Origin of the sequence: Bradyrhizobium sp. ORS 111 (assembly GCF_045571485.1) — a bacterium.
GTDB lineage: Bacteria > Pseudomonadota > Alphaproteobacteria > Rhizobiales > Xanthobacteraceae > Bradyrhizobium.
The window spans coordinates 261,824-284,740 of the sequence record NZ_CP120701.1 but is presented as its reverse complement, the minus strand read 5'-3'; the positions used below and the strand labels follow the sequence as shown (position 1 = coordinate 284,740).

The 22,917-nt window shown below is 64.5% G+C and carries 21 protein-coding genes, 1 tRNA gene and 1 pseudogene; 15 read left to right on the top strand and 8 right to left on the bottom strand.

Annotated features, from left to right (window positions below; genetic code table 11):
* Positions 1–166: 166 nt before the first annotated feature.
* Both P6U30_RS01330 and purH read left to right on the top strand, forming a co-directional pair.
* Positions 167–1,858: a heparinase II/III family protein gene (locus tag P6U30_RS01330; RefSeq protein WP_407170654.1), complete on the top strand. Its 1,692-nt coding sequence runs from the start codon at positions 167–169 to the stop codon at positions 1,856–1,858.
* 363 nt (positions 1,859–2,221) lie between these two features.
* Positions 2,222–3,814: a bifunctional phosphoribosylaminoimidazolecarboxamide formyltransferase/IMP cyclohydrolase gene (gene purH / locus P6U30_RS01325; protein ID WP_407167770.1), complete on the top strand. Its 1,593-nt coding sequence runs from the start codon at positions 2,222–2,224 to the stop codon at positions 3,812–3,814.
* Positions 3,815–4,124: 310 nt separating this feature from the next.
* Here purH and P6U30_RS01320 read toward each other — a convergent pair whose 3' ends face one another.
* Positions 4,125–5,504, bottom strand: coding sequence for an MFS transporter (locus tag P6U30_RS01320; protein WP_407170653.1), 1,380 nt, complete (start codon positions 5,502–5,504; stop codon positions 4,125–4,127).
* Positions 5,505–5,622: 118 nt separating this feature from the next.
* On the opposite strand from P6U30_RS01320, the gene ggt reads away from it, so the two are divergent.
* From ggt to P6U30_RS01305, 3 genes are all read left to right on the top strand, one after another.
* Positions 5,623–7,368, top strand: coding sequence for a gamma-glutamyltransferase (ggt, locus tag P6U30_RS01315; RefSeq protein WP_407167769.1), 1,746 nt, complete (start codon positions 5,623–5,625; stop codon positions 7,366–7,368).
* A gap of 185 nt (positions 7,369–7,553) precedes the next feature.
* Positions 7,554–8,852, top strand: a complete 1,299-nt coding sequence (locus P6U30_RS01310; RefSeq protein ID WP_407167768.1) for an MFS transporter — start codon at positions 7,554–7,556, stop codon at positions 8,850–8,852.
* A gap of 179 nt (positions 8,853–9,031) precedes the next feature.
* Positions 9,032–9,928, top strand: a complete 897-nt coding sequence (locus tag P6U30_RS01305; RefSeq protein WP_407167767.1) for an SDR family oxidoreductase — start codon at positions 9,032–9,034, stop codon at positions 9,926–9,928.
* 373 nt (positions 9,929–10,301) lie between these two features.
* Here the strand turns inward: P6U30_RS01305 and P6U30_RS01300 are convergent, their stop codons facing one another.
* Positions 10,302–10,607, bottom strand: coding sequence for a hypothetical protein (locus P6U30_RS01300; protein ID WP_407167766.1), 306 nt, complete (start codon positions 10,605–10,607; stop codon positions 10,302–10,304).
* On the opposite strand from P6U30_RS01300, the pseudogene P6U30_RS01295 reads away from it, so the two are divergent.
* The 3 genes and pseudogenes from P6U30_RS01295 to P6U30_RS01285 form a co-directional block, all read left to right on the top strand.
* Positions 10,488–10,769 (top strand): annotated as a pseudogene (locus P6U30_RS01295) (serine hydrolase); the annotation flags it as partial. The gene P6U30_RS01300 and the pseudogene P6U30_RS01295 overlap by 120 nt on opposite strands.
* Positions 10,770–10,887: 118 nt before the next feature.
* Positions 10,888–11,361 carry a hypothetical protein gene (locus tag P6U30_RS01290; protein ID WP_407167765.1) on the top strand — a complete coding sequence of 158 codons (474 nt, stop codon included), beginning with the start codon at positions 10,888–10,890 and terminating at the stop codon, positions 11,359–11,361.
* 113 nt (positions 11,362–11,474) lie between these two features.
* Positions 11,475–11,900 carry a DUF1330 domain-containing protein gene (locus P6U30_RS01285; RefSeq protein WP_407167764.1) on the top strand — a complete coding sequence of 142 codons (426 nt, stop codon included), beginning with the start codon at positions 11,475–11,477 and terminating at the stop codon, positions 11,898–11,900.
* 8 nt (positions 11,901–11,908) lie between these two features.
* Here the strand turns inward: P6U30_RS01285 and P6U30_RS01280 are convergent, their stop codons facing one another.
* Positions 11,909–12,574 (bottom strand): glutathione S-transferase family protein, encoded by a 666-nt coding sequence (locus tag P6U30_RS01280; RefSeq protein WP_407167763.1) that lies wholly within the window; start codon positions 12,572–12,574, stop codon positions 11,909–11,911.
* Positions 12,575–12,705: 131 nt separating this feature from the next.
* Here P6U30_RS01280 and P6U30_RS01275 point away from each other — a divergent pair, with 131 nt between their 5' ends.
* The 4 genes from P6U30_RS01275 (at position 12,706) to panE (ending at position 16,460) form a co-directional block, all read left to right on the top strand.
* Complete coding sequence (locus P6U30_RS01275) at positions 12,706–13,293, top strand: DUF2239 family protein (RefSeq protein WP_407167762.1); 588 nt, start codon at positions 12,706–12,708, stop codon at positions 13,291–13,293.
* A gap of 79 nt (positions 13,294–13,372) precedes the next feature.
* Positions 13,373–14,722: an MATE family efflux transporter gene (locus P6U30_RS01270; RefSeq protein ID WP_407167761.1), complete on the top strand. Its 1,350-nt coding sequence runs from the start codon at positions 13,373–13,375 to the stop codon at positions 14,720–14,722.
* Between the two features lie 95 nt (positions 14,723–14,817).
* Complete coding sequence (locus P6U30_RS01265) at positions 14,818–15,423, top strand: 2-hydroxychromene-2-carboxylate isomerase (RefSeq protein WP_407167760.1); 606 nt, start codon at positions 14,818–14,820, stop codon at positions 15,421–15,423.
* Positions 15,424–15,542: 119 nt separating this feature from the next.
* Positions 15,543–16,460, top strand: a complete 918-nt coding sequence (gene panE, locus P6U30_RS01260; protein ID WP_407167759.1) for a 2-dehydropantoate 2-reductase — start codon at positions 15,543–15,545, stop codon at positions 16,458–16,460.
* Positions 16,461–17,063: 603 nt separating this feature from the next.
* Here the strand turns inward: panE and P6U30_RS01255 are convergent.
* Both P6U30_RS01255 and P6U30_RS01250 read right to left on the bottom strand, forming a co-directional pair.
* A complete protein-coding gene (locus P6U30_RS01255) occupies positions 17,064–17,642 on the bottom strand; it encodes a c-type cytochrome (RefSeq protein ID WP_407167758.1) in 579 nt (192 codons plus the stop codon).
* 175 nt (positions 17,643–17,817) lie between these two features.
* Positions 17,818–19,095, bottom strand: a complete 1,278-nt coding sequence (locus P6U30_RS01250) for a PQQ-dependent sugar dehydrogenase (protein ID WP_407167757.1) — start codon at positions 19,093–19,095, stop codon at positions 17,818–17,820.
* 406 nt (positions 19,096–19,501) lie between these two features.
* Between P6U30_RS01250 and P6U30_RS01245 the strand changes: the two genes are divergently transcribed.
* A complete protein-coding gene (locus P6U30_RS01245; RefSeq protein ID WP_407167756.1) occupies positions 19,502–19,747 on the top strand; it encodes a hypothetical protein in 246 nt (81 codons plus the stop codon).
* A 146-nt stretch (positions 19,748–19,893) separates the two neighbouring features.
* Here the strand turns inward: P6U30_RS01245 and P6U30_RS01240 are convergent.
* Both P6U30_RS01240 and P6U30_RS01235 read right to left on the bottom strand, forming a co-directional pair.
* Positions 19,894–19,968 (bottom strand) — tRNA-Gly (locus P6U30_RS01240).
* Between the two features lie 183 nt (positions 19,969–20,151).
* Positions 20,152–20,586 (bottom strand): SRPBCC family protein, encoded by a 435-nt coding sequence (locus P6U30_RS01235; protein ID WP_407167755.1) that lies wholly within the window; start codon positions 20,584–20,586, stop codon positions 20,152–20,154.
* A gap of 212 nt (positions 20,587–20,798) precedes the next feature.
* On the opposite strand from P6U30_RS01235, the gene trxA reads away from it, so the two are divergent.
* On the top strand, positions 20,799–21,719 hold the full coding sequence (gene trxA / locus P6U30_RS01230; RefSeq protein WP_407149625.1) for a thioredoxin: 921 nt from the start codon (positions 20,799–20,801) through the stop codon (positions 21,717–21,719).
* Positions 21,720–21,831: 112 nt separating this feature from the next.
* Positions 21,832–22,506 (top strand): LON peptidase substrate-binding domain-containing protein, encoded by a 675-nt coding sequence (locus P6U30_RS01225; protein ID WP_407167754.1) that lies wholly within the window; start codon positions 21,832–21,834, stop codon positions 22,504–22,506.
* Between the two features lie 6 nt (positions 22,507–22,512).
* Here P6U30_RS01225 and P6U30_RS01220 read toward each other — a convergent pair whose 3' ends face one another.
* A complete protein-coding gene (locus tag P6U30_RS01220; protein ID WP_407167753.1) occupies positions 22,513–22,884 on the bottom strand; it encodes a hypothetical protein in 372 nt (123 codons plus the stop codon).
* Positions 22,885–22,917: the final 33 nt, after the last annotated feature.

Below are 22,917 nucleotides of genomic sequence, written 5' to 3'. Positions count from 1 at the left end.
TGTCGTCTAGGCTCCGGGTGATTCGCGCGGTTTCAAGAGGGTGTCTTGAGCGCGTTTCCGGATTAATAAAGGATTCGTTCAAGATCCCCCTTCCACAAGGTTAGGCGTGTCGGTCGCTCAAAGCAGACGCATCTCGACGCTGATTGCTGGCCGCTTCGCCCGCAGCATGGTCGCACGCGTCAGCGGTGGAACCGTCGCGCTGTCGCGGCTGTGGCCCGGCCGCACCGACCGGCTGATGATTGCCCCGCACGATCTCCGCACGGCGGACGCCACCCGCGCTGCGGAAATCTACGCCGGCCGCTTCGTCTTCGCCGGCAAGATCGTCACCTGCCACGGACGGTCGATCTTCGATCTCGAGCCGCCATCGGAAGATTGGGAAGCCGCGTTGCTCGGCTTCGGCTGGCTGCGCCATCTGCGCGCGGCCGACACCGCGCTGACCCGCGCCAATGCCCGCTCGCTGGTCGACGACTGGATCTCCAACCAGGCGCGCAAGCGGCCGCTGGAGAGCCGCGCCGATGTGCGCGCGCGCCGCGTGATCTCGCTGCTGTCGCAGGCCCCATTGGTGCTTGGCGACAGCGACGGCAAGTTTTACCGCAAATATCTGCGCGGGCTGGCGCGCGAGATTCGCTATCTGCGCTACTCCGCGCTCGACAATGACGGCGTGCCGCGGCTGCAGGTGCTGATCGCGCTGTGCTATGCCTCGCTCTGCCTCGCCAACCAGGCGCGCAACATCAAGGCGACCTCGCGCAAGCTGTCGGAGGAGTTGCAGCGCCAGATCCTCCCCGATGGCGGCCACATCTCGCGCAATCCCGGCGCACTGGTCGAGTTGCTCAGCGATCTGCTGCCGCTGCGGCAGACCTTTGCCGCGCGGAACATCGCGCCGCCGCCGGCGCTACTCAATGCGATCGACCGCATGATGCCGATGCTGCGCTTCTTCCGGCACGGCGACGGCAGCTTCGCGCTGTTCAACGGCATGAGCACCGCGCCGTCCGATCTCGTCGCGACACTGCTCGCCTATGACGACACGCGCGGCGTGCCGATGTCGAGCATGCCGCATTCCGGCTTCCAGCGGATCGATGCCGGCACGGCGACCGTGATCGTCGACACCGGCCCGCCGCCGCCACCCAGCGTCAGCCAGGACGCACATGCCGGCTGCCTGTCCTTCGAATTCTCGTCCGGTCCGAGCCGCATCGTCGTCAATTGCGGCATGCCGTCCACCGGGCGCGAGAATTGGCGACCGTTCGCGCGCTCCACCGCAGCACATTCGACACTGACCTATCGCGAGACCTCGTCATGCCAATTCGTCGAGTTGTCGGCGATGAAGCGCTTGCTGCGCGGCGCGCCGATCACCAGCGGCCCGAGCCATATCGAGAACTTCCGCGAGACCATCACCGAAGGCGACATGCTGACCACGTCGCATGACGGTTATCGGTCCCGCTTCGGCGTGATCCATCGCCGCCTGCTGATCCTGGCTCATGATGGCACACGCCTCGAAGGCGAGGATTCCGTGGCGCCGGCACAGGGCGGCCGCATCAAGGGCAGCGAGGCCGACTTTGCGCTGCGCTTCCATCTGCATCCGTCGGTGAAGGCCAGCCGCTTGTCGGACGCGCGCGGCGTGATGCTGGTGCTGCCCAATCGCGATGTCTGGACCTTCGAGGCCTTCGACGACAAGGTCGATCTCGAGGACAGCGTGTTCCTGGCCGGCAATGACGGCCCGCGCCGCACCTCCCAGATCGTGATCCGGCAGGATGCCCGGCAGGCGTCAACGGTGCGCTGGAGCTTCGTGCGCTCCTCGACTTCGGCTTCCGCCACCAACGCGCGGCGCAATGCCCGCCGTGAGCCGGAACTGCCGCTGTAGGGCGTGAAGATTGTTCGTCCGATCTACCTTCAGCGATGCCGGCAACGCGGCTCATACCAGACCCGTCATCCTGAGGCGCGAGCGGAGCGAGCCTCGAAAGATGAATTCGGCCACAAGCCGGGCCGTACATCCTTCGAGGCTCGCGAGAGCTCGCACCTCCAGCGACAAAGGCGAAGCCTTTGCGCGGGGATGACGGGGAAGGAATGAGTGTGCCCCTTTGGACGAGCTGCGGGCCGACAAAGGCAGGCAACCTGAAAAATTCAGTCAAATCACCACCGATTTCCCAGGAATCGGCCTCGGAGACTGGTTTCGTACCGCACCAAACCATGCTACCGGCTGCCTTAACAGCCAGGGATTTCCAGCATGACCGAACAGCTTCGCCGCGTGACCCGCGCTCTGTTGTCCGTTTCCGACAAGACCGGCCTGATCGACTTCGCCAAGGCGCTTGCCGACCATGGCGTCGAACTGGTCTCGACCGGCGGCACGGCCAAGGCCATCGCCGCCGCAGGCTTGAAGGTCAAGGACGTTTCCGATCTCACCGGCTTCCCCGAAATGATGGACGGCCGGGTCAAGACGCTGCATCCCAAGGTGCATGGCGGCCTGCTCGCGATCCGCGACAACAAGGAGCACGCGGCGGCGATGGCCGCGCACGGCATCGCGCCGATCGATCTTCTGGTGGTCAATCTCTATCCGTTCGAGGCGACCGTCGACAAAGGCGCCGGCTTCGAGGAGTGCATCGAGAACATCGACATCGGCGGCCCCGCGATGATCCGCGCCGCGGCCAAGAACCATGACGACGTCGCTGTCGTGGTCGAGGCGCAGGACTATTCTGCGGTGCTCGACGAGCTCGCCGCGCACAAGGGCGCGACCTCGCTTGGCCTGCGCCGGCGGCTGGCCGCCAAGGCCTACGCGCGCACCGCGGCTTATGACGCCGCGATCTCGAACTGGTTTGCCGTGCAGCTCGACACCAAGGCGCCGGACTTCCGCGCCTTCGGCGGCCGGCTGATCCAGTCGCTGCGCTATGGTGAAAATCCGCATCAGACCGCGGCATTCTACGCCACACCGGACAAGCGGCCGGGCGTCGCCACCGCGCGCCAGCTTCAAGGCAAGGAACTATCCTACAACAACATCAACGACACCGATGCGGCCTATGAATGCATCGGCGAATTCGATCCGAGCCGCACCGCGGCTTGCGTCATCGTCAAGCACGCCAATCCGTGTGGCGTCGCCGAGGGGCCCGATCTCGCCACCGCCTACCGTCGCGCGCTCGCCTGCGACTCGACCTCGGCCTATGGCGGCATCATCGCGGTCAACCGCACGCTGGACGCCGACGCCGCGCGCGCCATCATCGGCATCTTCACCGAGGTGATCATCGCGCCCGACGCGACCGAGGAGGCGATCTCGATCATCGCGAGCCGGCGCAACCTGCGCCTGCTGCTCGCCGGCGGCCTGCCGAACCCGCGCGCGGTCGGCCTCACCGCCAAGACGGTCGCCGGCGGCCTTCTGGTACAGAGCCGCGACAATGCCGTGGTCGAGGACATGAACCTGAAGGTCGCGACCAAGCGCGCGCCGACTGATGCCGAGCTGCGCGATCTCAAATTCGCCTTCCGCGTCGCCAAGCACGTCAAGTCGAACACCATCATCTACGCCAAGGATCTCGCCACCGTCGGCATCGGCGCCGGCCAGATGAGCCGGGTCGATTCCGCGCGCATCGCCGCACGCAAGGCGCTGGACGCAGCGGCGGAATTGAAGCTGGCGGAGCCTCTGACCAAAGGCTCGGTGGTCGCCTCCGACGCGTTCTTCCCGTTTGCCGACGGCATGCTCGCCTGCATCGAGGCCGGCGCCACCGCGGTGATCCAGCCTGGCGGCTCGATGCGCGACGACGAGGTGATCAAGGCCGCCGACGAGCACGGCATCGCGATGGTGTTCACCGGCGTGCGCCACTTCCGGCATTGATTTTCCGTCGTCCCTGCGAAAGCACTAGGGCATCTACACATCTTTTCCGGACCGAAAAGTGACTCTCGATCAAGGACTTGCTTGCCACTCGATGACGCCATTTCGCGAGCAGAGCTTAGCAAAAGTGCGGCGTTTCTCTGCGTTGCTAAGCTAAGTCGTTGAGAAGACTCCGGAAGACATGTAGATGCCCTAGTGCGAAAGCAGGGACCCATACCGGGTGATCTATCGAAGGCGCGCAGGGGTTAGTTATCTCTCACCAGGCAAGGCCGGTGGCTATGGGTCCCGGCCTTCGCCGGGACGACGGTAGTTATTACTCCCGCACCTTCGCCAGCAGCGTCAGACCCACGACGAAAAACACCACCAGCACTGCGATACCGGCTTTCTGACTCGCGGTCGCCGCGGTGATCGCGCCGATCAGGAGCGGACCGATGAACGACGTCACCTTCCCGGTCAGCGCGAACAGGCCGAAATACTGCGCGATGCGATCCTTCGGCGCGAGGCGGATCAGAAGCGAGCGCGAGGCGGCCTGCAGCGGCGCGCCGGTGGCGCCGATCAAGCAACCCAGCACGAGATAGGCGCGTTCGGCGGCGCCGGCAAACAACGGACCGCCGGGCACTGGAGGCGCGACCGCGATGAACAGGATGGAATCCTTGTTCACGGTGAGGATCGCGACAATCGCAAACAGCAGGATCAGCAGGCTGCCCGTGATGACCCGTCTCGGCCCGAACGCATCGTCGAGCTTGCCGCCGATCCAGCCCCCGAACGTGCCGGCGATCGCCAGGATGATGCCGAACGTGCCGATGCGGATCGTGTCCCAGCCGAAGGTGCCGGCCGCATAGATCCCGCCGAAGGCAAACAGCGACACCAAGCCATCGGTGTAGATCATGTTCGCGAGCAGAAATCGCGCCATCGATTTCTGCTTCGGCAGGCTCGCCAGTGACTCCCGCAACTCGCGCAGACCTTCGCCGACCGCATCGCGCAGCCGGCGCTTGGCCGGATAGTCCGGCGTGAACAGGAACATCGGCGCCACGAAGATGATGAACCACAGCCCGGTCAGCGGCCCGGTGATGCGATCGCCCTCATGGGTGACGGGATCGAGACCGAACAGCGGGGTGAAGCCGAACAGCGTGCGGCCGGTCTCGGCGTTGGCGGCGAGGAAGCCGAGCACCAGCACGAGGCTCAGGATGCCGCCGACATAGCCGGTGGCCCAGCCGGTGCCCGACAACCGCCCGATCCTGTCCGGCGGCACCAGCGTCGGCATCATCGCGTTGTTGAAGACGGTCGCGAACTCGACGCCGACGCTGGCGATCGCATAGGCAAGCAGCAGCACGGTAATGACATCGGGATTGCCGGGCTTGCCGATCCACATCGCGCTCGCGCCGATCACGAGCAGCGCACCAAAGCCTGCGATCCACGGCTTGCGGCGGCCGCTGGCATCGGCGATCGCGCCCAGCACCGGCGACAGCAACGCGATCGCGAGCCCGGCGGCTGCCGTGGCAAAGCCCCACATCGCCTGGCCGCTCGCCGGATCGGATGCGACAAAGCTCGCGAAATAGGGCGCAAAGACGAAGGTCGTGATCAGCGTAAAGTATGGCTGCGCGGCCCAGTCGAAGAAGATCCAGCTAATGACTGCGGCGCGCCCCGGATAAGTCTTCACCTCGTCAATGCCTGTCTGTGCCGTCACCGCCATCGTCATAAAGATTCCTCAAATCGAGTCACGAACAGGCGTTTTGCCTCGCGAAGCCGTCCCCATATAGCATGAGCTTGTTTTGCGAATGTCACGTCGAATGAAAAAGCAGGGGGCTCCGATGACGCGGACCGCAACGATATCGCGACGGTTGTTTGCCGCTCTCCTGTTGATCGGTCTCGCTGCGCCGGCGCTCGGCCAGGAGCAGCGCCGCTTCTACATGCCGCCGGCCGCTGACGGAATTCGCAGCATTCCGGCCGAAAGCGGCATGGTGGTGGCGCAGGAGAAAATCGCCGCGCGGGTCGGCGCCGACATCCTGCGGCAAGGCGGCAATGCGGTCGATGCCGCGGTCGCCACCGGCTTTGCGATGGCGGTCACCTATCCGCGCGCCGGCAATATCGGCGGCGGCGGCTTCATGGTGATTCATCTAGCCGGACGCAACGAGGACGTCACCATCGACTACCGCGAGACCGCACCGCAGGCGGCGACGCGCGACATGTTCCTGGGCGCCGACGGCAAGCCGGACCCCAACAAATCGCGCTATTCCGCGCTCGGCATCGGCGTGCCCGGCACTGTTGCCGGACTTGCGCTGGCGCTGGAGAAATACGGCTCCGGCAAGTTCACGCTGGCGCAGATCATTCAACCCGCGATCGCGCTCGCGCGCGACGGCTTCATCGTCACCGACGATACATCGGACACGCTGAACGACATGTATCGCCGGATGTCGCGCTGGCCGAATTCGGCCGGGACTTTCTCGCATCCCGACGGCAGCCCGTTGCACGAGGGCGATCGGCTGATCCAGAGCGATCTTGCCGCGACATTGACCGCGGTTGCGGCGCAGGGCCCGCGCGGCTTCTACGAAGGCGCAGTCGCCGAGAAGCTCGTCAAGGGCATCCGTGATGCCGGCGGCATCATCAGCCTCGACGACCTGAAATCCTATCAGCCGGTCATCCGCCCGCCGATCCGCGGCACCTATCGGGGCTATGACATCGTCTCGATGCCGCAGCCTTCCTCGGGCGGCGTGGTGCTGCTGGAGATCCTGAACATCCTCGAGGGCTTTCCGATATCCGAGATGAAGCAGGGTTCGGCAGCCTCGCTGCATGTGATGATCGAGGCGATGAAGCGCGCCTATGCCGATCGTGCGCGCTATCTCGGCGATCCCGCCTTCGTCGATGCGCCGACGCAATTGTTGATTTCGAAAGACTACGCCGCGAAGCAGCGCGCGACCATCGATCTCGCCCGTGCCACTCCCTGGACCGACGTGCGGAATGCGAAGCCGCCGCACGAGGGCGACAACACCACGCACTATTCCGTCGTCGATGCCGGCGGCAACGCCGTCAGCAATACCTACACGCTGAACTTCCCCTACGGCGTCGGCCTCGTCGCTGAGGGCACCGGCGTGCTGCTCAACAACGAGCTTGACGATTTCACCGCAGCGCCGGGCGCCTCCAACGCCTTCGGCCTGGTCGGCTTCGAGGCCAACCTGCCCGGCCCCGGCAAGCGACCGCTGTCCTCGATGTCGCCGACCATCGTGCTGAAGGACGGCAGGCCGGTGCTGGTGACGGGATCGCCGGGCGGCAGCCGCATCATCTCCGCGGTGACGCAGATCATCGTCGACGTGATCGACTACAAGATGGACATCGCCGCCGCCGTTGCGGCGCCGCGCGTGCATCATCAATGGCTGCCCGACGAGGTCAGGATCGAGCGCGGCTTTCCCGAGCAGGTGCTCGAGGAGCTGAAGGCCAAGGGCCACAGACTGGTTGAACCGCTCGGCTACTCCTCGGCCAACTCGATACTGGTGACGCCCAACGGTCTGCTCGGCGCGCCCGATCCGCGCACGCGCGGCTCGGAGGCGGCGGGACAGTGAAACCGTCAATTGTAGGGCGGGCAAAGCGACAGCGGGCCCACCATCGCGAGCACGGCATCAGGTGATGGGCGCGGCACAAATGCACCTTTGCCCACCCTGCGGCATCGCGGTAAATTGCCCGCTTCCGCGCGAGCCGGCCGCGGATTTCGGAATTGCCGGCGACAATGGCCCCCAAGGGAACACGTATGAGTCGAGCTGAATCCGATTCGATAGAGGTTGCGGAGATCCAGGACAGCAGTCTTCTTGCCTTCTATCGCGACATGAATGTGCAGGAACGGCGCACGTTCTGGGCCTGCGCCGCGGGCTGGGCGCTCGACGGCATGGATTTCATGATCTATCCGCTGGTCATCGGCACCATCATCGCGCTGTGGAAGGTCGATGCCGGCACCGCAGGGCTCGCCGGCACGGTGACGCTGTTGTCCTCGGCGGTCGGCGGCTGGCTCGGCGGCTATCTCTCCGACCGCATCGGCCGGGTCAGGACGCTGCAATTCACCATCCTCTGGTTCTCCTTCTTCTCGCTGGTCTGCGCCGTCGTGCAGAATTTCGATCAGCTCCTGATCGCTCGCGCACTGCTCGGGCTGGGCTTCGGCGGCGAATGGGCGGCGGGCGCCGTGCTGATGGGCGAAGCGATCCGGCCGCAATATCGCGGACGCGCGGTCGGTTCGGTGCAGTCCGGATGGGCGATTGGCTGGGGCTTTGCCGTGCTGGCGCAGGCCGTGCTGTTCTCGGCTCTGCCTGCGGAGACGGCGTGGCGCTGGATGTTCGTGATCGGCGCGCTGCCGGCGCTGCTCGTGTTTTATCTCCGCCGTTATGTCACCGAGCCCGAGATTTCGGCGGCGACATTGGCGCAACAGCGCGCGTCCGGCAGCGGACCCGCTGCATTGTGGGAGATCTTTCACGGGTCGATCCTGAAGACCACGATCCTGGCCTCGCTGGTCGGCACCGGCATGCAGGGCGGTTACTACGCCATCACCTTCTGGGTGCCGCGCTTCCTCACCACCGAGCGCAAGCTCTCGGTGGTCGGCTCCACCGGTTATCTCGCGACCCTGATCATCGGCTCGTTCATCGGTTATCTGGTCGGGGCCTGGCTCGCCGACCGTATCGGCCGGCGCAACCTGTTCCTGATCTTCTCGCTCGGCGCGATCGCGGTGGTGCTGCTCTACACCCAGCTCCCGCTGTCCAATGAAGTGCTCTGGGTCCTCGGCTTTCCGCTCGGCTTCTTCGCCTCCGGCTACTTCTCCGGCATGGGCGCGTTCCTGACCGAGCTCTACCCGACGCGGCTGCGCGGCTCCGGCCAGGGCTTCTGCTACAATTTCGGCCGCGGCGTCGGTGCGCTGTTTCCCTACCTTGTCGGCGCACTGTCGACCACGACATCACTTGCCAACGCGATCGCGATCTTCGCAGTGGCGGCCTATGGCGTATTCTTCCTCGCCGCCTACGCGCTGCCGGAGACGCGCGGCCGCGTGCTGCACGCGGATGCGTAGCGCTGTCGTCGTTGCGCGGTGGCCGCGGCGCTTGCTCCGTCGTTCCCTCTCCCCTTGCGGGAGAGGGCTAGGGAGAGGGGTGGCCGCGAAGGCGGTGTATGTGGCTTACCCCTCTCCCCGCCCTCCCCCGCAAGGGGGGAGGGAGCCTTCTGTCAGTGCGTCCATAACGGAGTGCTCCCATGACGTCCCTCAAAGGCAAGACGCTGTTCATCTCGGGCGCCAGCCGCGGCATCGGGCTGGCGATTGCGCTTCGGGCTGCGCGTGATGGCGCCAATGTCGCGATCGCGGCGAAGACCGCCGAGCCGCATCCCAAGCTGAAGGGCACGATCTACACCGCCGCCGACGAGGTCCGCGCCGCCGGCGGCAAGGCGCTGCCGCTGATCTGCGATATCAGGGACGAGGCGCAGGTGGTGGCGGCGATCGACCGGACCGTCGCAGAGTTCGGCGGCATCGACATCTGCGTCAACAATGCCAGCGCCATCAGCCTGACCACCTCGCAGGCGACCGACATGAAGCGGTTCGACCTGATGATGGGCATCAACACGCGCGGCACCTTCATGGTGTCGAAATACTGCATCCCGCATCTGACGAAGGCGGAGAACCCGCACATCCTGATGCTGTCGCCGCCGCTCGACATGAAGACGAAATGGTTCGAGCGTTCCACCGCCTATACGATGGCGAAATACGGCATGAGCATGTGCGTGCTCGGGCTGGCGGGCGAGTTGAAATCCACGGGCATCGCCGTCAACGCGCTGTGGCCGCGCACCACGATCGCAACCGCCGCGGTCGGCAACTTGCTCGGCGGCGACGCCATGATGCGCGCGAGCCGCACGCCGGAGATCGTGGGCGATGCGGCCTATGCGATCGTCACCCGGCCGTCGCGCGAATTCACCGGCCATTTCTGCATCGACGACAAGGTGCTCTACGCCAACGGCGTGCGCGACTTCGAGCGCTATCGCGTCGACGCGTCGGTGCCGCTGATGTCGGATTTCTTTGTGCCCGACGACGACGTGCCGCCGCCCGGTGTCACAGTGCAGCCCCTGCCCTCGGCCGGCAGCGTACAGACTTCCCGTTAAAACATCATCGCCGTGCTGTGGGAGCGCGGAGCGTCACAAGAGGTGCCACGTGCGCGCTCGGATCTGGATCGCGTTGGCGATGTTGCTGCCGGCCACGGTTGTTGCTGCCGGCAGCTATTTTCGTGCCGACAAGGCGGCCCGCATCATCGCCGACTTCGTCGCGCACAATGTCTGCATCAGGACCTTCGTGTCGGGGCTCGATGCGGATGCCAATTTTGCGGCGATTGCCGACATCTCCAGCGTTCGGCCGTGGCGGCACGTGCTGAGCTACCGGGTCGATCCAGCGGCCAAAGTGGTCGACACATCGGTGATGGGGCTGGTGCATGGGCAGGCCACATTTCGCCCGGGCTTTGGTTGCACCTTGCGGCTCGGCTCAAGACCGCCCCACCTGCTCCGGAGCGATCTCGACGCGCTGAGAAATCCGACGTCGCCGCCATTGTTGCCGGACATCGCCCCTCCGACGGTTGTCGAGCCGGCGGACGCCGCGCTCGTGGCTGCGCTCGATCACGCGTTCGAGGAGCCCGCAGGAGAAGTGTCGCGCAGGACCAAGGCCGTGGTGGTGGTTCACAACGGTAAGGTCATCGCCGAGCGCTATGCGCCGGGAGTTGGCATCGACACGCAACTGCTCGGATTTTCGCTCAGCAAGTCGGCCGTGAATGCGTTGATCGGAATTCTTCAACGCAAGAATCTCATCCAGCCCGCGATGGCCGCGCCGATCCTGCAATGGCAGGGCGCAAATGATCTCCGTCGTGCGATCACGATCGAGCAGCTGATGCGGATGACGTCCGGGCTCGCACTGGACGAAACTTACCTCGGCTTCGACGAGGCCAGCCGGATGTATCTGGATGAGGACATGACCGGCTACGCCGCGAAAGCGCCCCCTGATCGCGCCGCCGGGGACGCGGTGGCACTATTCCAGCGGCTCATTCCAGCTCCTGGCTGGGATCATTCGCGATGTCGTGGGCGGGCCGGAACAGACGCTCGCCTTTGCTTGGCGCGAACTGTTCAATCCGCTCGGCATGCGCCAGGTGACGCTCGAATTCGACGGATCCGGAACGCTGCAAGGCGCCTCCAACATGCTTGCCAGCGCGCGCGATTGGGCGCGGTTCGGCATGCTCTATCTCAACAACGGCCAGGTCGGCGGCGTGCGTCTGTTCAACGAGGACTGGGTGGATTTCTCCGCCAGCGCGACCCTCGATACGGATTACGGCGCCGGGTTCTGGACCAATCGCAGCGCGGCCAAAGGCGCAGCGAAACGGCTCAGGGATGGCATTCCGCCGGACGCCTTCTTTGCCGCGGGTTTCCTCGATCAGCGTATCGCGATCATTCCGTCGCGAAACCTGGTGATCGTGCGCCTCGGGGATTCCACCGGTCCATCCGGTGGCGGCGTCGAAAGGCTGATCGCCGAGGTGCTGTCGGCGATCAAGGAATAGCAGGAGCTCGGCGCTCCCTCGGATCAGCCAATCATTTATATCCGGGTATTATTGACAACGCGATTACACCCGGGTAAAACCGCGTCAGTTGGAAACCGACCGGACGACCGAACATGGATACTGCCTGCTATCTGGAGCCGACCTGGGATGCCGGCCGCGCCTTTGCCCAGCGAGACATCGCAGGCGAGCTGGTGATGCTGAACCTGTTGCGCTTCCGCGAGATCGCCGACTATTCGACGAGCCCCGAGCTGGCTCCGCCGCAGCCGATCACGGGCGCTGCGGCCTACGACCGCTACATCGCGCACACGCTGCCCTTGCTGCGGAAGAGCGGCGGCGATCTCTTGTTCATGGGCGCAGGCGGCCCGTTCCTGATCGGGCCTGAAGGCGAGCACTGGGACCGCGCGATGCTGATCCGCCAGAAGAGCCGCGGGGCGTTTCTCGCCTTTGCGGTGGCGGAGGCCTATCTCGCCGGCATCGGCCATCGCACGGCGGCGCTGTCGGATTCGCGGCTGCTTCCGCTGATCGAGCTGCCGCGATGAGCAAGGCACTATCGGCCGACCTGGTACGGCCCACCTTTCTCCAGCGCCCGCGCATAGGCCGGGCGCGCATGAATGCGTTCGAGGAACGCGATGCACCTCGGATGGCCGTCCTCGAGCCCGCCCCGCGCGGCCGCGGCTTCGAGCGGAAAGCTCATCTGGATATCGGCGCCGGTGAATTCATTGCCGGCGAACCATTCGCTGTTGCCGAGCTCACCTTCCCAATAGGCCATGTGCTGCTTGAGTTGCGGATTGACCAGCGTGGTGAGGGCCTGATTGGAGACCTTGCGCACCAATGGCCGCAGCAGTGCCGGCGCCCGCTTCGGCATCAGCGTGAACAGCAGCTTCAGCAGCAGCGGCGGCATCGCCGAGCCTTCGGCGTAATGCAGCCAATAGGTGTAGCGCAGCCGCTCCGGCGTGTTCGCGGCCGGAATCAGCCGGCCATTGCCGTAGGTGCCGATGATGTATTCGAGGATCGCGCCGGATTCAGCGATCGTGTTGCTGCTGTCGGTGATGACAGGCGACTTGCCGAGCGGATGCACTGCGAGCAGCGCCTTGGGCGCGCGCATGTCGGGCTGCCGCTGATAACGCACGATCTCGTAGGGCACGCCCAGTTCCTCGAGCAGCCAGAGCACGCGCTGCGAGCGCGAATTGTTGAGATGATGAACCGTCAGCATGGGCGTCCCCTCCGATGTCAGCGCGGTCAAGCAGCGCTTGGTGCCAGTCTGACGCAAGAAAGTCGAGATGCACGCGTCTTGGCCGCCTCGAATGGCCCAGGCAGTATGTCGCGCAATCGGAGAGACCGCCAATGAATCCAGCCTATATCGCCTTCGATGGGGATCGCCGCGTCGCGGCCGGCGGCCTTCCCGAGGTTGCCCGCGCCGCCAAGCAAGTGCACGACCGGCGCAAGGACGCCGCGATCCTGGTGTTCGACGGCCGCACCTCCGCACTTGTCGACATCGATTTCCGCGGCTCGATCGACGACGTGCTGGCGCGGCTGCCGAAGCTTGAGGTCCCGGCGGCGGATGAGCCCGCCGCGCCCGCTACGCCGCGCGGGCCCGGCCGCCCCAAGCTCGGCGTCGTCGCGCGCGAGATCACGCTGCTGCCGCGACACTGGGACTGGCTGGCGCAGCAGAAAGGCGGCGCGTCGGTCGCGATCCGCAAGCTGATCGACGAGGCGCGGCGCGCGAGCGGCGACAAGGATCGCACACGGCTTGCCCAGGACGCAGCCTATCGCTTCATGACCACGATGGCTGGCAACCGCCCGCATTACGAGGACGCGATCCGCGCCCTGTTCGCGCATGACCGGCGGCGCTTTGCGACGTTGATCGCAGACTGGCCGGCCGATATCCGCGACCATGCGGTCGCCCTCGCCTACGGTGATCAAGCAGGCTAGGTGCGACGCACCTGCCGATAGACCAATTCAACGCAACGTCCTTCTCTAACGCGACGAACTCCTGTCCTGGAAATTAAACGTGTCCAAACCTCCGTCGCTGCGCAAAGCCTTCCTGTTCTTCCTCGCGCCGATGCTGCTGAGCAACGTGCTGCAATCGTTGTTCGGCACCATCAACGGCGTCTATCTCGGCCAGATGATCGGCGTCGACGCGCTCGCCGCGGTGTCCGTGTTCTTCCCGGTGATGTTCTTCTTCATCGCCTTCGTGATCGGCTTGAGCGCGGGCGCCTCCGTGATGATCGGCCAGGCCTGGGGCGCCGGCGAGCCCGATCGCGTCAAGGCAGTCGCCGGCACCACCATGACGGTGACGCTGCTGCTGGCGGCTGCGATCGCGATCCTCGGGGGCGTCTTCACCCGGCCGCTTCTGATCGCGCTCGTCACGCCGCCTGACGTCCTCGACGCCGCGGTGTCCTACGCGCGGATCATGATGATCTTCATGCCCGTGACCTTCGCATTCCTGCTGCTGACGGCGATGATGCGGGGCGTCGGCGACACCGTGACACCGCTGATCGCGCTGACCGTCTCAACCATCGTCGGCCTGGTGGTGACGCCGGCGCTGATTCGCGGCTGGCTCGGCCTGCCGATGCTCGGCGTCGCCAGCGCCGCGGTTGCCTCCGCGGTCTCGGGATTGGTCACGCTGCTGTGGCTGCACATCCACATGCTGCGGCGGCGCCATGCGCTGGCGTTCGACGCCACATTTCTGCGCGCGATGCGGCCCAACGGCACATTGCTGCGCATCGTGCTGCGGCTCGGCATTCCGACCGCGATCGGCATGGTCGTGATCTCGCTCGCCGAGCTGGTGCTGCTCGGCCTCGTCAACGGCTTCGGCTCGGACGCCACCGCCGCCTATGGCGCGGTCAACCAAGTGATCGGCTATGTGCAGTTTCCAGCGATCTCGATCGCGATCACCGTGTCGATCTTTGGCGCGCAGGCGATCGGCCGCGGCACTCCCGAACAGGTCGGCGCGATTGTCAGGACCGGTCTCGAGATGAACCTTGCCCTCACCGGCGGACTGGTCGTGCTCGGCTACCTGTTCGCGCGACCCTTAATGGGGTTCTTCATCGTCGACGCCGCGGTGCTGGCGCTCGCCGAGGAGCTGCTTCACATCGTGCTATGGAGCATCGTGCTGTTCGGCATGGCGACGGCGTTTTCCGGAGCGATGCGTGCCGGCGGCACGGTGTGGATGCCGCTGTTGATCTCGGTCGTCGCGATTGCCCTTGTCGAGGTGCCGGTCGCTGTCCTGCTCAGCCGCGCGATCGGCGTCCGGGGCGTCTGGATCGCCTATCCGGTCACGTTTGCAACCATGTTCGTGCTGCAGATGGCCTATTACGGCTTGGTATGGCGCAAGCAGACGATCAAGCGTCTGATTTGACATCGCGCACTGCGACTCACATGATGACTATCATATTCTGCTGATGCTGCCTGCGACAGCAGGTCCATGCTACCATGAGCCGAGGGAGAGACGCCGTGAGCCAGAACCCGCAATTCCTGTTCGATTTCGGCAGCCCCAACGCCTTCCTCAGCCATGAGGCGATCCCGGCGATCGAGCAGCGCACCGGCGTCAAGTTCGAATATGTGCCGATCCTGCTCGGCGGCATCTTCAAGGCCACCAACAACAAGTCGCCGGCCGAGACGCTCGCCGGCGTCAAGAACAAGCCCGAATTCCAGAAGGTCGAGACCGAACGCTTCCTCAAGCGCTTCAACGTCAAGCCCTACACCTGGAATCCGTTCTTCCCGGTCAACACGCTGAACCTGATGCGCGCGGCGGTCGCCGCCCAGCTCGAGGGCGTGTACGACAAATATATCGAGGCCGCCTTCCATCACATGTGGGTCGAGCCGAAGAAGATGGACGATCTCGATGTCGCCGGCAAAGCCATCGCCTCGTCCGGCCTCGACGCCGCCAAGCTGTTCGCCCGCGCGCAGGACGCCGACGTGAAGGCGAAGCTGATCGCCAACACGCAGTCGGCGGTCGAGCACGGCGCGTTCGGCTCACCGACTTTCTTCGTCGGCAACGAGATGTTCTTCGGCAAGGAGCAGCTCCGCGAAGTCGAGGAAATGGTGTCGGGAAAGTGAGATGAGCGAAATGGCGAATAGCGAGTAGCGAATAGCCAGCTAATATCCCTTGCAATTCGCCACTTCCCGTTCGCTATTCGTCCGCCTCCCTGGGCGACAACAAAGAAGGACTAAATCCCATGCGCGTTCTCGTGGTCGGCGCCGGTGCGATCGGCGGATATTTCGGCGGCCGGATGCTTGAGGCCGGCCGCGACGTCACTTTCCTGGTGCGCCCCAAGCGCGCGTCCGAGCTGGCCTCGGCCGGCCTGGTGATCAAGAGCCCGAACGGCGACGTCACGTTGAAGAAGCCGCCGACTGTGCAGGCCGACAAGCTCTCCGAGACATTCGACGTGGTGCTGCTGAGCTGCAAGGCATTCGATCTCGACGATGCGATCAAGTCCTTTGCGCCGGCGGTCGGCGACAAGACCGTGATCATTCCGCTGCTCAATGGCATGCTGCATCTCGACGCGCTCGACAAGAGATTCGGTGCATCCCACGTGCTCGGCGGGCTCTGCGCGATCGCGGCGACGCTGAACGAGGCGCGCGAGGTGGTGCAGCTTCAACCGATGCAGTCGCTGAACTTCGGCGAGCGCGCCGGTGGGATGTCGGATCGGGTGCGCGCGATCGCGGACACCGTCTCGGTCGTCAACGGCGCGGCCGCCAGCGACCACATCATGCAGGACATGTGGGAGAAGTGGGTGTTCCTCGCCTCGCTCGCCGCCTCCACATGCCTGATGCGGACGTCGGTCGGCAACATCCTCGCCGCGCCCGGGGGCAAGGACTTCCTGCTCGGCATCCTCGACGAATGCAGCGCGATCGCGGCCGACGCCGGCCATATGCCGGGCGGCCCGTTCTTCCAGCGCACCCGCGGACTGCTCACCACCGAGGGCTCGCCGATGACCGCGTCGATGTTCCGCGACATCAAGGCGGGTCTGCCGGTCGAGGCCGATCACGTGATCGGAGACCTGATCGTGCGCGCGGATGCGGCCAAGATCCCGGTGCCGAAGCTGCGCACGGCGTACACGCATCTCAAAGCGTATGAGAAGCAGCGGGGATGACTCTTCCCCCGCGTCGTCCCGGCGAAAGCCGGGACCCATACGCCGCGGCCTATCGGTTTGAGGAAGTATGGGTTGCCATTTTTGAAACAAATGGCGCCTGTGGTTATGGGTCCCTGCTTTCGCAGGGACGACACCATTGTCGTGGCTAGAGATGCGCCAGATAATGCGCCAGCGCGAGCTGCGCACGGCGTACACGCATCTCAAAGCGTATGAGAAGCAGCGGGGATGACTCTTCCCTCGCGTCGTCCCGGCGAAAGCCGGGACCCATACGCCGCGGCCTATCGGTTGAGGAAGTATCGGTTGCCATTTTTCGAAACGAATGGCGCCTGTGGTTATGGGTCCCTGCTTTCGCAGGGACGACACCATTGTCGTGGCTAGAGATGCGCCAGATGATGCGCCAGCGCGAGCTGCGCACGGCGTATACGCATCTCAAAGCGTATGAGAAGCAGCGGGGGTGACTCTTTCCCCGCGTCGTCCCGGCGAAAGCCGGGACCCATACGCCGCGGCCTATCGGTTGAGGAAGTATCGGTTGCCATTTTTCGAAACGAATGGCGCCTGTGGTTATGGGTCCCTGCTTTCGCAGGGACGACACCATTGTCGTGGCTAGAGATGCGCCAGATAATGCGCCAGCGCGGTGATCTCCTCGTCGCTCAAGGGATACGCCACGTCGGCCATCGCCGCCTGCGCGCCGCCGGAACGTTGGCCTGACTTGTAGTCGTGCAGCGCCTTGACGAGGTATTCCTCGCGCTGGCCGGCGATGCGCGCCACCGCCTTGGTGCCGGCAAAGGTATCGGTGTGGCATGAGGCGCAGCGGCGGCCGGCCGCGGCCTGCTTGCCCTTCTCCGACAAGTCCGGATTGTCGTCCTTGCCGCCCTTGAACGGGGTGAGCGAGGCGAAATAGGCGCCGAGATTGCGGATATCCTCGTTGTTGAGCTGCTCGACGATCGGCTGCATCTGCTCGTTCTTGCGCGCGCCGGCGCGGAAGAACACGAGCTGCCACTGGACGTACTGGTCGAGCTGGCCCGCGAGCGAGGGAATGTTCTCCATCTGCGAGATGCCGTTCTCGCCGTGACAGCCGACACAGAGCTCAGCCTTCTCCTTGCCGGCGGCGACATCGGCGGCGTGGGCTGACGAGCCGAGGAGGATTGCCGCGGTTAGCATTGCAAACGACGTCACTCGCATTGTCAGTTTCTCCGGCTGTCATTGCCGGGCTTGACCCGGCAATCCATCGGGCTTGCTCAAGGATTTTGTTGGATGGATGCCCGGATCAAGTCCGGGCATGACGAGGTGGCTCCGCGGCGATAACAGAGGCTGCGGCCGCCTATGCGGCGGCCGCAGCCTCACACCAGTTCAGCCGTTACTTCTTGCTGTAGCTGATGCGATAGATCGCACCGGCCCAGTCGTCGGCGACGAGGATCGAGCCGTCCTTGTCGAGCAGGATGTCGGCGGGACGGCCGAGATAGCCCTGGTCGCCCTCGATCCAACCGGAGGCGAACACCTCCTGCTTGGCGTTCTTGCCGTCAGGCCCGACGATCACGCGCACGATGCGGGCGCCCTGGTACTTGTGTCGATTCCAGGAGCCGTGCTCGGCGATCAGGATGTTGTTCTTGTAGTCGGCCGGGAATTGATTGCCGGTATAGAACTTCATGCCGAGCGGAGCCACGTGCGCGCCGAGCTTGACCACCGGCGGCGTGAACTCCGAGCACTTGTGACCCATCGCGAACTTCTGGTCCGGCAGGTCGCCCTGGTGGCAATAGGGATAGCCGAAGTGCTCGCCGATCTTGTCGATCATGTTGAGCTTGTCGCTCGGCAGATCGTCGCTGATCCAGTCGCGTGCATTTTCGGTGAACCAGTATTTGCCGGTGCGCGGATCGACGTCGCCGCCGACCGAGTTGCGGACGCCGAGCGCCCAGATCTCCGCGTTGCCGGTGTTCGGATCGACGCGGCGGATCTGCGACACGCTGGTCGGTGGAATGCCGATGTTGAATGGCGGGCCGAACGGAATGTAGAACCAGCCGTCCTTGTCGACGGCGATGTATTTCCAGCCATGCGCCGCATAGGACGGCATGTCGTCATACACCACCTTGCCCTGGCCGAGATTGTCGAGATTGGCCTCGGCGTTGTCGTACTTGATCAGCTTGTCGACCGCGATGACGTAGAGCGCGCCGTCCTTGAAGGCGAGCCCGGTCGGCATGTTGAGGCCCTTGAGGATCGTCTTGACCTCTTTCTTGCCGTTGTTGTCCTTGATCGCATAGACGTTGCCAAGGCCGAACGAGCCGACGAACAGCGTGCCCTTGTCGCCCCACGCCATCTGGCGGGCAGCGAGCACGTTCGACGCATAGACCTCGATCTTGAAGCCGGGCGGCAGCTTGATCTTCTTGATCGTCGCCGCTAGCTCGGAGTCTGAGGAGCCGGTGGGCGGACCGGAGGGTGGCGCAAGGCCCTTCTGCGCCTCGGTCTCATCGCCGAGGAACCAGTCATCCGGCGGATGCGTCCAGAATTCCTTGGTGCCGGATTCGTATTTCTTCAACGGACGACTTTTGTCCGTTTGTTGCTGCGCACTGGCGAAGGTCGTCCCCGCCAGCAGCGCGATCGCCGCGAACGCAAGTATGGATCGATTGAAAGCCGATTTCATCGCGTCACTCCCCTATGCAAGCCGTTGCAGCTTGCCCTGTTATTGATTTTGAACGCCCTGAGAGATGATTGTGGCGGTCTGGAAGGTAGGTCAGACGGCAAAATGGTAGCACATCCGACGACGCTGAGAAGCGGATGCATCGAATGCATCGCAGTCAAAACAGGTTGAGGCGAAAGTCGTGCACGATGTGCTTGCAGAAGAGGCAAGCGCGCTGCAACGCAATATCCTGGTGAAGCTAACGTCTGTGGCGCACGGATCGCATGCGCAACCACGGAGCAGCGGTTGCGCGTATGAGGCGGCCACGACGATCTGCCCGCCATCCTGGCGCCCAGTTCGTCACCCACGCTCACCGAAACCGTGTCGTGTCGCCGCGCATTGCTCCAACTCTCAAGAGGAGAAGCCCGCCATGTCGAAACTGGCAATCGCGTTTGGATTGGCACTGGCGGCGACCGCGGCCAATGCGCAAGACACCAAGCTCGGACAATCGCAGACGTCGGCCGCTGCCAGCGCGAGTGGCGTACGGCCGTTCTTATTTGATGGACGAATGCGAGGTGATGGCATACGGCAGGGAGCGCTCGCCGACGATCATCACCCCAGTGCTGGCGCCATCGTCGTGTCTCCTAAAGCAAGCCAGCCTGGACGCGAGCGGTGACTCTGCGCCTCGCTTATTGAGCTTTCATTTTTTCATGGGCTCCGTGTCCGCTCCAGGCAGAGGTCGAAGCCCTCGCTCGGAAACAAAAAAGCCCGCTGCGGTGGGCGGGCCTTCATCAGACTGTCAGCTCGGTCAGCGAGAAACTCTGGAGCGGGCGAAGGGGCTCGAACCCTCGACCCCGACCTTGGCAAGGTCGTGCTCTACCACTGAGCTACACCCGCATCCGAGATGGCGGCGATTGCTCGCCGGCAACGGCAGACCTATGCCAAATGCTTTGGGCGAATGCAACACAAGAGCGCGGTCAAAGCGCGACGAAATCGCTCGGTTTCCTTAAAAATTGAGCTCGAATCGGCCCGAAGCCGCTTCTCATTACGATTTCTATGCTTTTGGACCGGGAACCGGCCTCAGACCGCCATCGCATCGCGGAGCGATTCGAGCCAGGTCTCGAACCAGCCGGCCAAGGTCCGCGTCAACTCGGCGCGGCGCTCCGGCTCGCAATCAAAGATCGCCCACCATTCGACGAATGCGCGGTTGCCGTCGACGACCGGGGTGACCCGCAAGGTGGCGGCGAAATCGGTCAGCGGCAGGGTCGGCGGGCCGGCGAATTCATAAGATTGGAAGCAGTCGATGTCGGATTGCGCCAGCAGCCGCTGCCGAATCCGCCGTTCCCGGTAGACCACGTTGCGCACCGCTCCAATGGTGTCGCCGGACTTGCCGTCCTCGATCTCGCTCGTTCCCTCGCCTTGCACCCAGACCGCGTAGTTGTTGAAATCTCGGATGATTTTCCATACCTCGCCGGCTGGCTGCTCGAACACGGTGCTGTAATAGGCCTTGGCCATGGTGCTCTTCCCGGATTGCCTCGACCGCGCCATGTTCGGCCGCCGCGCGGCGAAAACCCACCCGATCTCCGAGGGAACGGGACGTGCGGCAAACGATTGAAATTTGTCGTCCGGCCGCCATTTAGCCAGACAGAACGGCTGAACCGGCCACGCGGAGCGTGCTAGAACGCCCCCGGATTTTCTGACCTCATTCAAGACCAGGCGAGGACAACGTGACGATAATGGAGCAGGGCGGCTCAACGCCCCAGGCAGCGCCCGATCTGATCAAGGAAACGACGACCCAGACCTTCGTCAAGGATGTCATCGAGGAATCGCGCCGTCAGCCGGTCCTGATCGACTTCTGGGCGCCCTGGTGCGGTCCGTGCCGTCAGCTTACGCCGATGCTGGAAAAAGCGGTCCGCAATGCCAAGGGCCGGGTCAAGCTGGTCAAGATGAACATCGACGACCATCCGGCGATCCCCGGCCAGATGGGCATCCAGTCGATCCCGGCCGTGATCGCCTTCGTCAACGGCCAGCCGGCCGACGGCTTTATGGGCGCGGTGCCGGAAAGCCAGGTCAATGCCTTCATCGAGAAGATCACCAAGGGCGTGCCTGCCGCGGGCGAACCCGATCTCGCCGAGATCCTGAAGGAAGCCGAAGCTGTGCTCGCGGACGGTGACGCCGCCGCGGCCGCGCAGATCTACGCCGAAGTGCTGGCGCACGATGCCACCAACATCGCCGCGCTGGCCGGCCTCGCCAAGTGCTATGTCACGACGGGGGCGATGGAGCAGGCCAAGCAGACCCTCGCGATGGTTCCGGAATCCAAGCGCAATGACGCCGCGGTGAAGGCGGTGCAGGCTGCGATCGATCTCGCCGAGCAAGCGCAGTCGGTCGGCCCGATCGCCGAACTCGAACAGAAAGTCGCCGCAAACCCGCTCGATCATCAGGCCCGGTTCGATCTCGCGACCGCGCTGAACGCGATGGGCAAGCGCGCCGAAGCGACCGAGCAACTGCTCGCCATCGTCAAGCGTGACCGCAAGTGGAACGACGACGGCGCGCGTAAGCAGCTCGTGCAGTTGTTCGAGGCGTGGGGCGGCGCCGACGAGGCAACGGTCGAGGGCCGCAAGCGGTTGTCGACCATCCTGTTCTCCTAGAGCGCAGGTCGACGCGCGGTTGGGATTGTTGTGTGGGCGTGATCCTGTCGGAAAGCCGCGATAATCCGTTCTGGATCATGCCCAGGCCGCGCCTGTAACAGCGGAACTGCAGATGCCGATCAACGCCGAGTACCGCGGGCCCGCCGAGCTTCCCGAAGTGATCCCGGTATTCCCGTTGCCCGGCGCGCTGTTGCTGCCGCGCGGCCAGATGCCGCTCAATATCTTCGAGCCGCGCTATCTCGCGATGGTCGACGACGCGCTGCGCGACGGCCACCGCCTGATCGGGATGATCCAGCCCGACGTCACGCATTCGCCGAATGAGGCCAAGCCGGTGCTGTTCCGCGTCGGCTGCGCCGGCCGGATCACCCAGCTCGCCGAATCCGGCGACGGCCGCTACATCCTCGAGCTGACCGGTGTCGCACGGTTCAAGGTGGTCGAGGAACTGGCCGTGCAGACGCCCTACCGGCAGTGCAAGGTCGATTTCTTCTCCTTCACTGACGACTTCACCGCGCGCAAGGGCGAGGAGGCGGTCGACCGCAAGGCGCTGCTCGAGGTGCTCGCCGATTTCCTGGAAGCCAACAATCTGAAGGTCGACTGGGAAGGCATCGAGGCCGCACCCAACGAGGCGCTGGTCAACGCGCTGGCGATGATGTCGCCCTATGGTCCCGCCGAGAAGCAGGCGATGCTCGAGGCGCCCGACTTGAAGACCCGCGCCGAGATCCTGATCGCCGTCACCGAGATGGATCTCGCCAAGAAGCGCACCAGTGGCGACCCGCCGGTGCAGTGAGACCCCTCACCACAACTCCCGCCGACCCAGCCAGATGTGGAGCGGAAGCATCAGGGAAAGAGCAAATCCCGCTGTCAGGTGGATCCAGCTCGTCCAGGGCCGCACCTCCTCCGATCCAAGGTAATACAGCCCAAAGGCGGTCACGATCAGCACCGCGTTGAACGTCGCCATGATCGATCCGGAAATCCGATTCTTCCGGCTTCGCCAGGCGCGTAGCAAATGCACGGGAATGAGAGCGCCCAGCAGCAACAAGGCCAGCATGGCCGCACCGCCATGCACCATCAGCATCGTGGCCGCGGTCTGCTGCCAGATCTCGTCGCCGGCGATGTTCTTTTGCCAATCCGCCACGAGCCAGCCGGCGCCCGTCAGCGTCAGCACCGCGAACGCTGCGTAGATGGAATAGCGAAACGG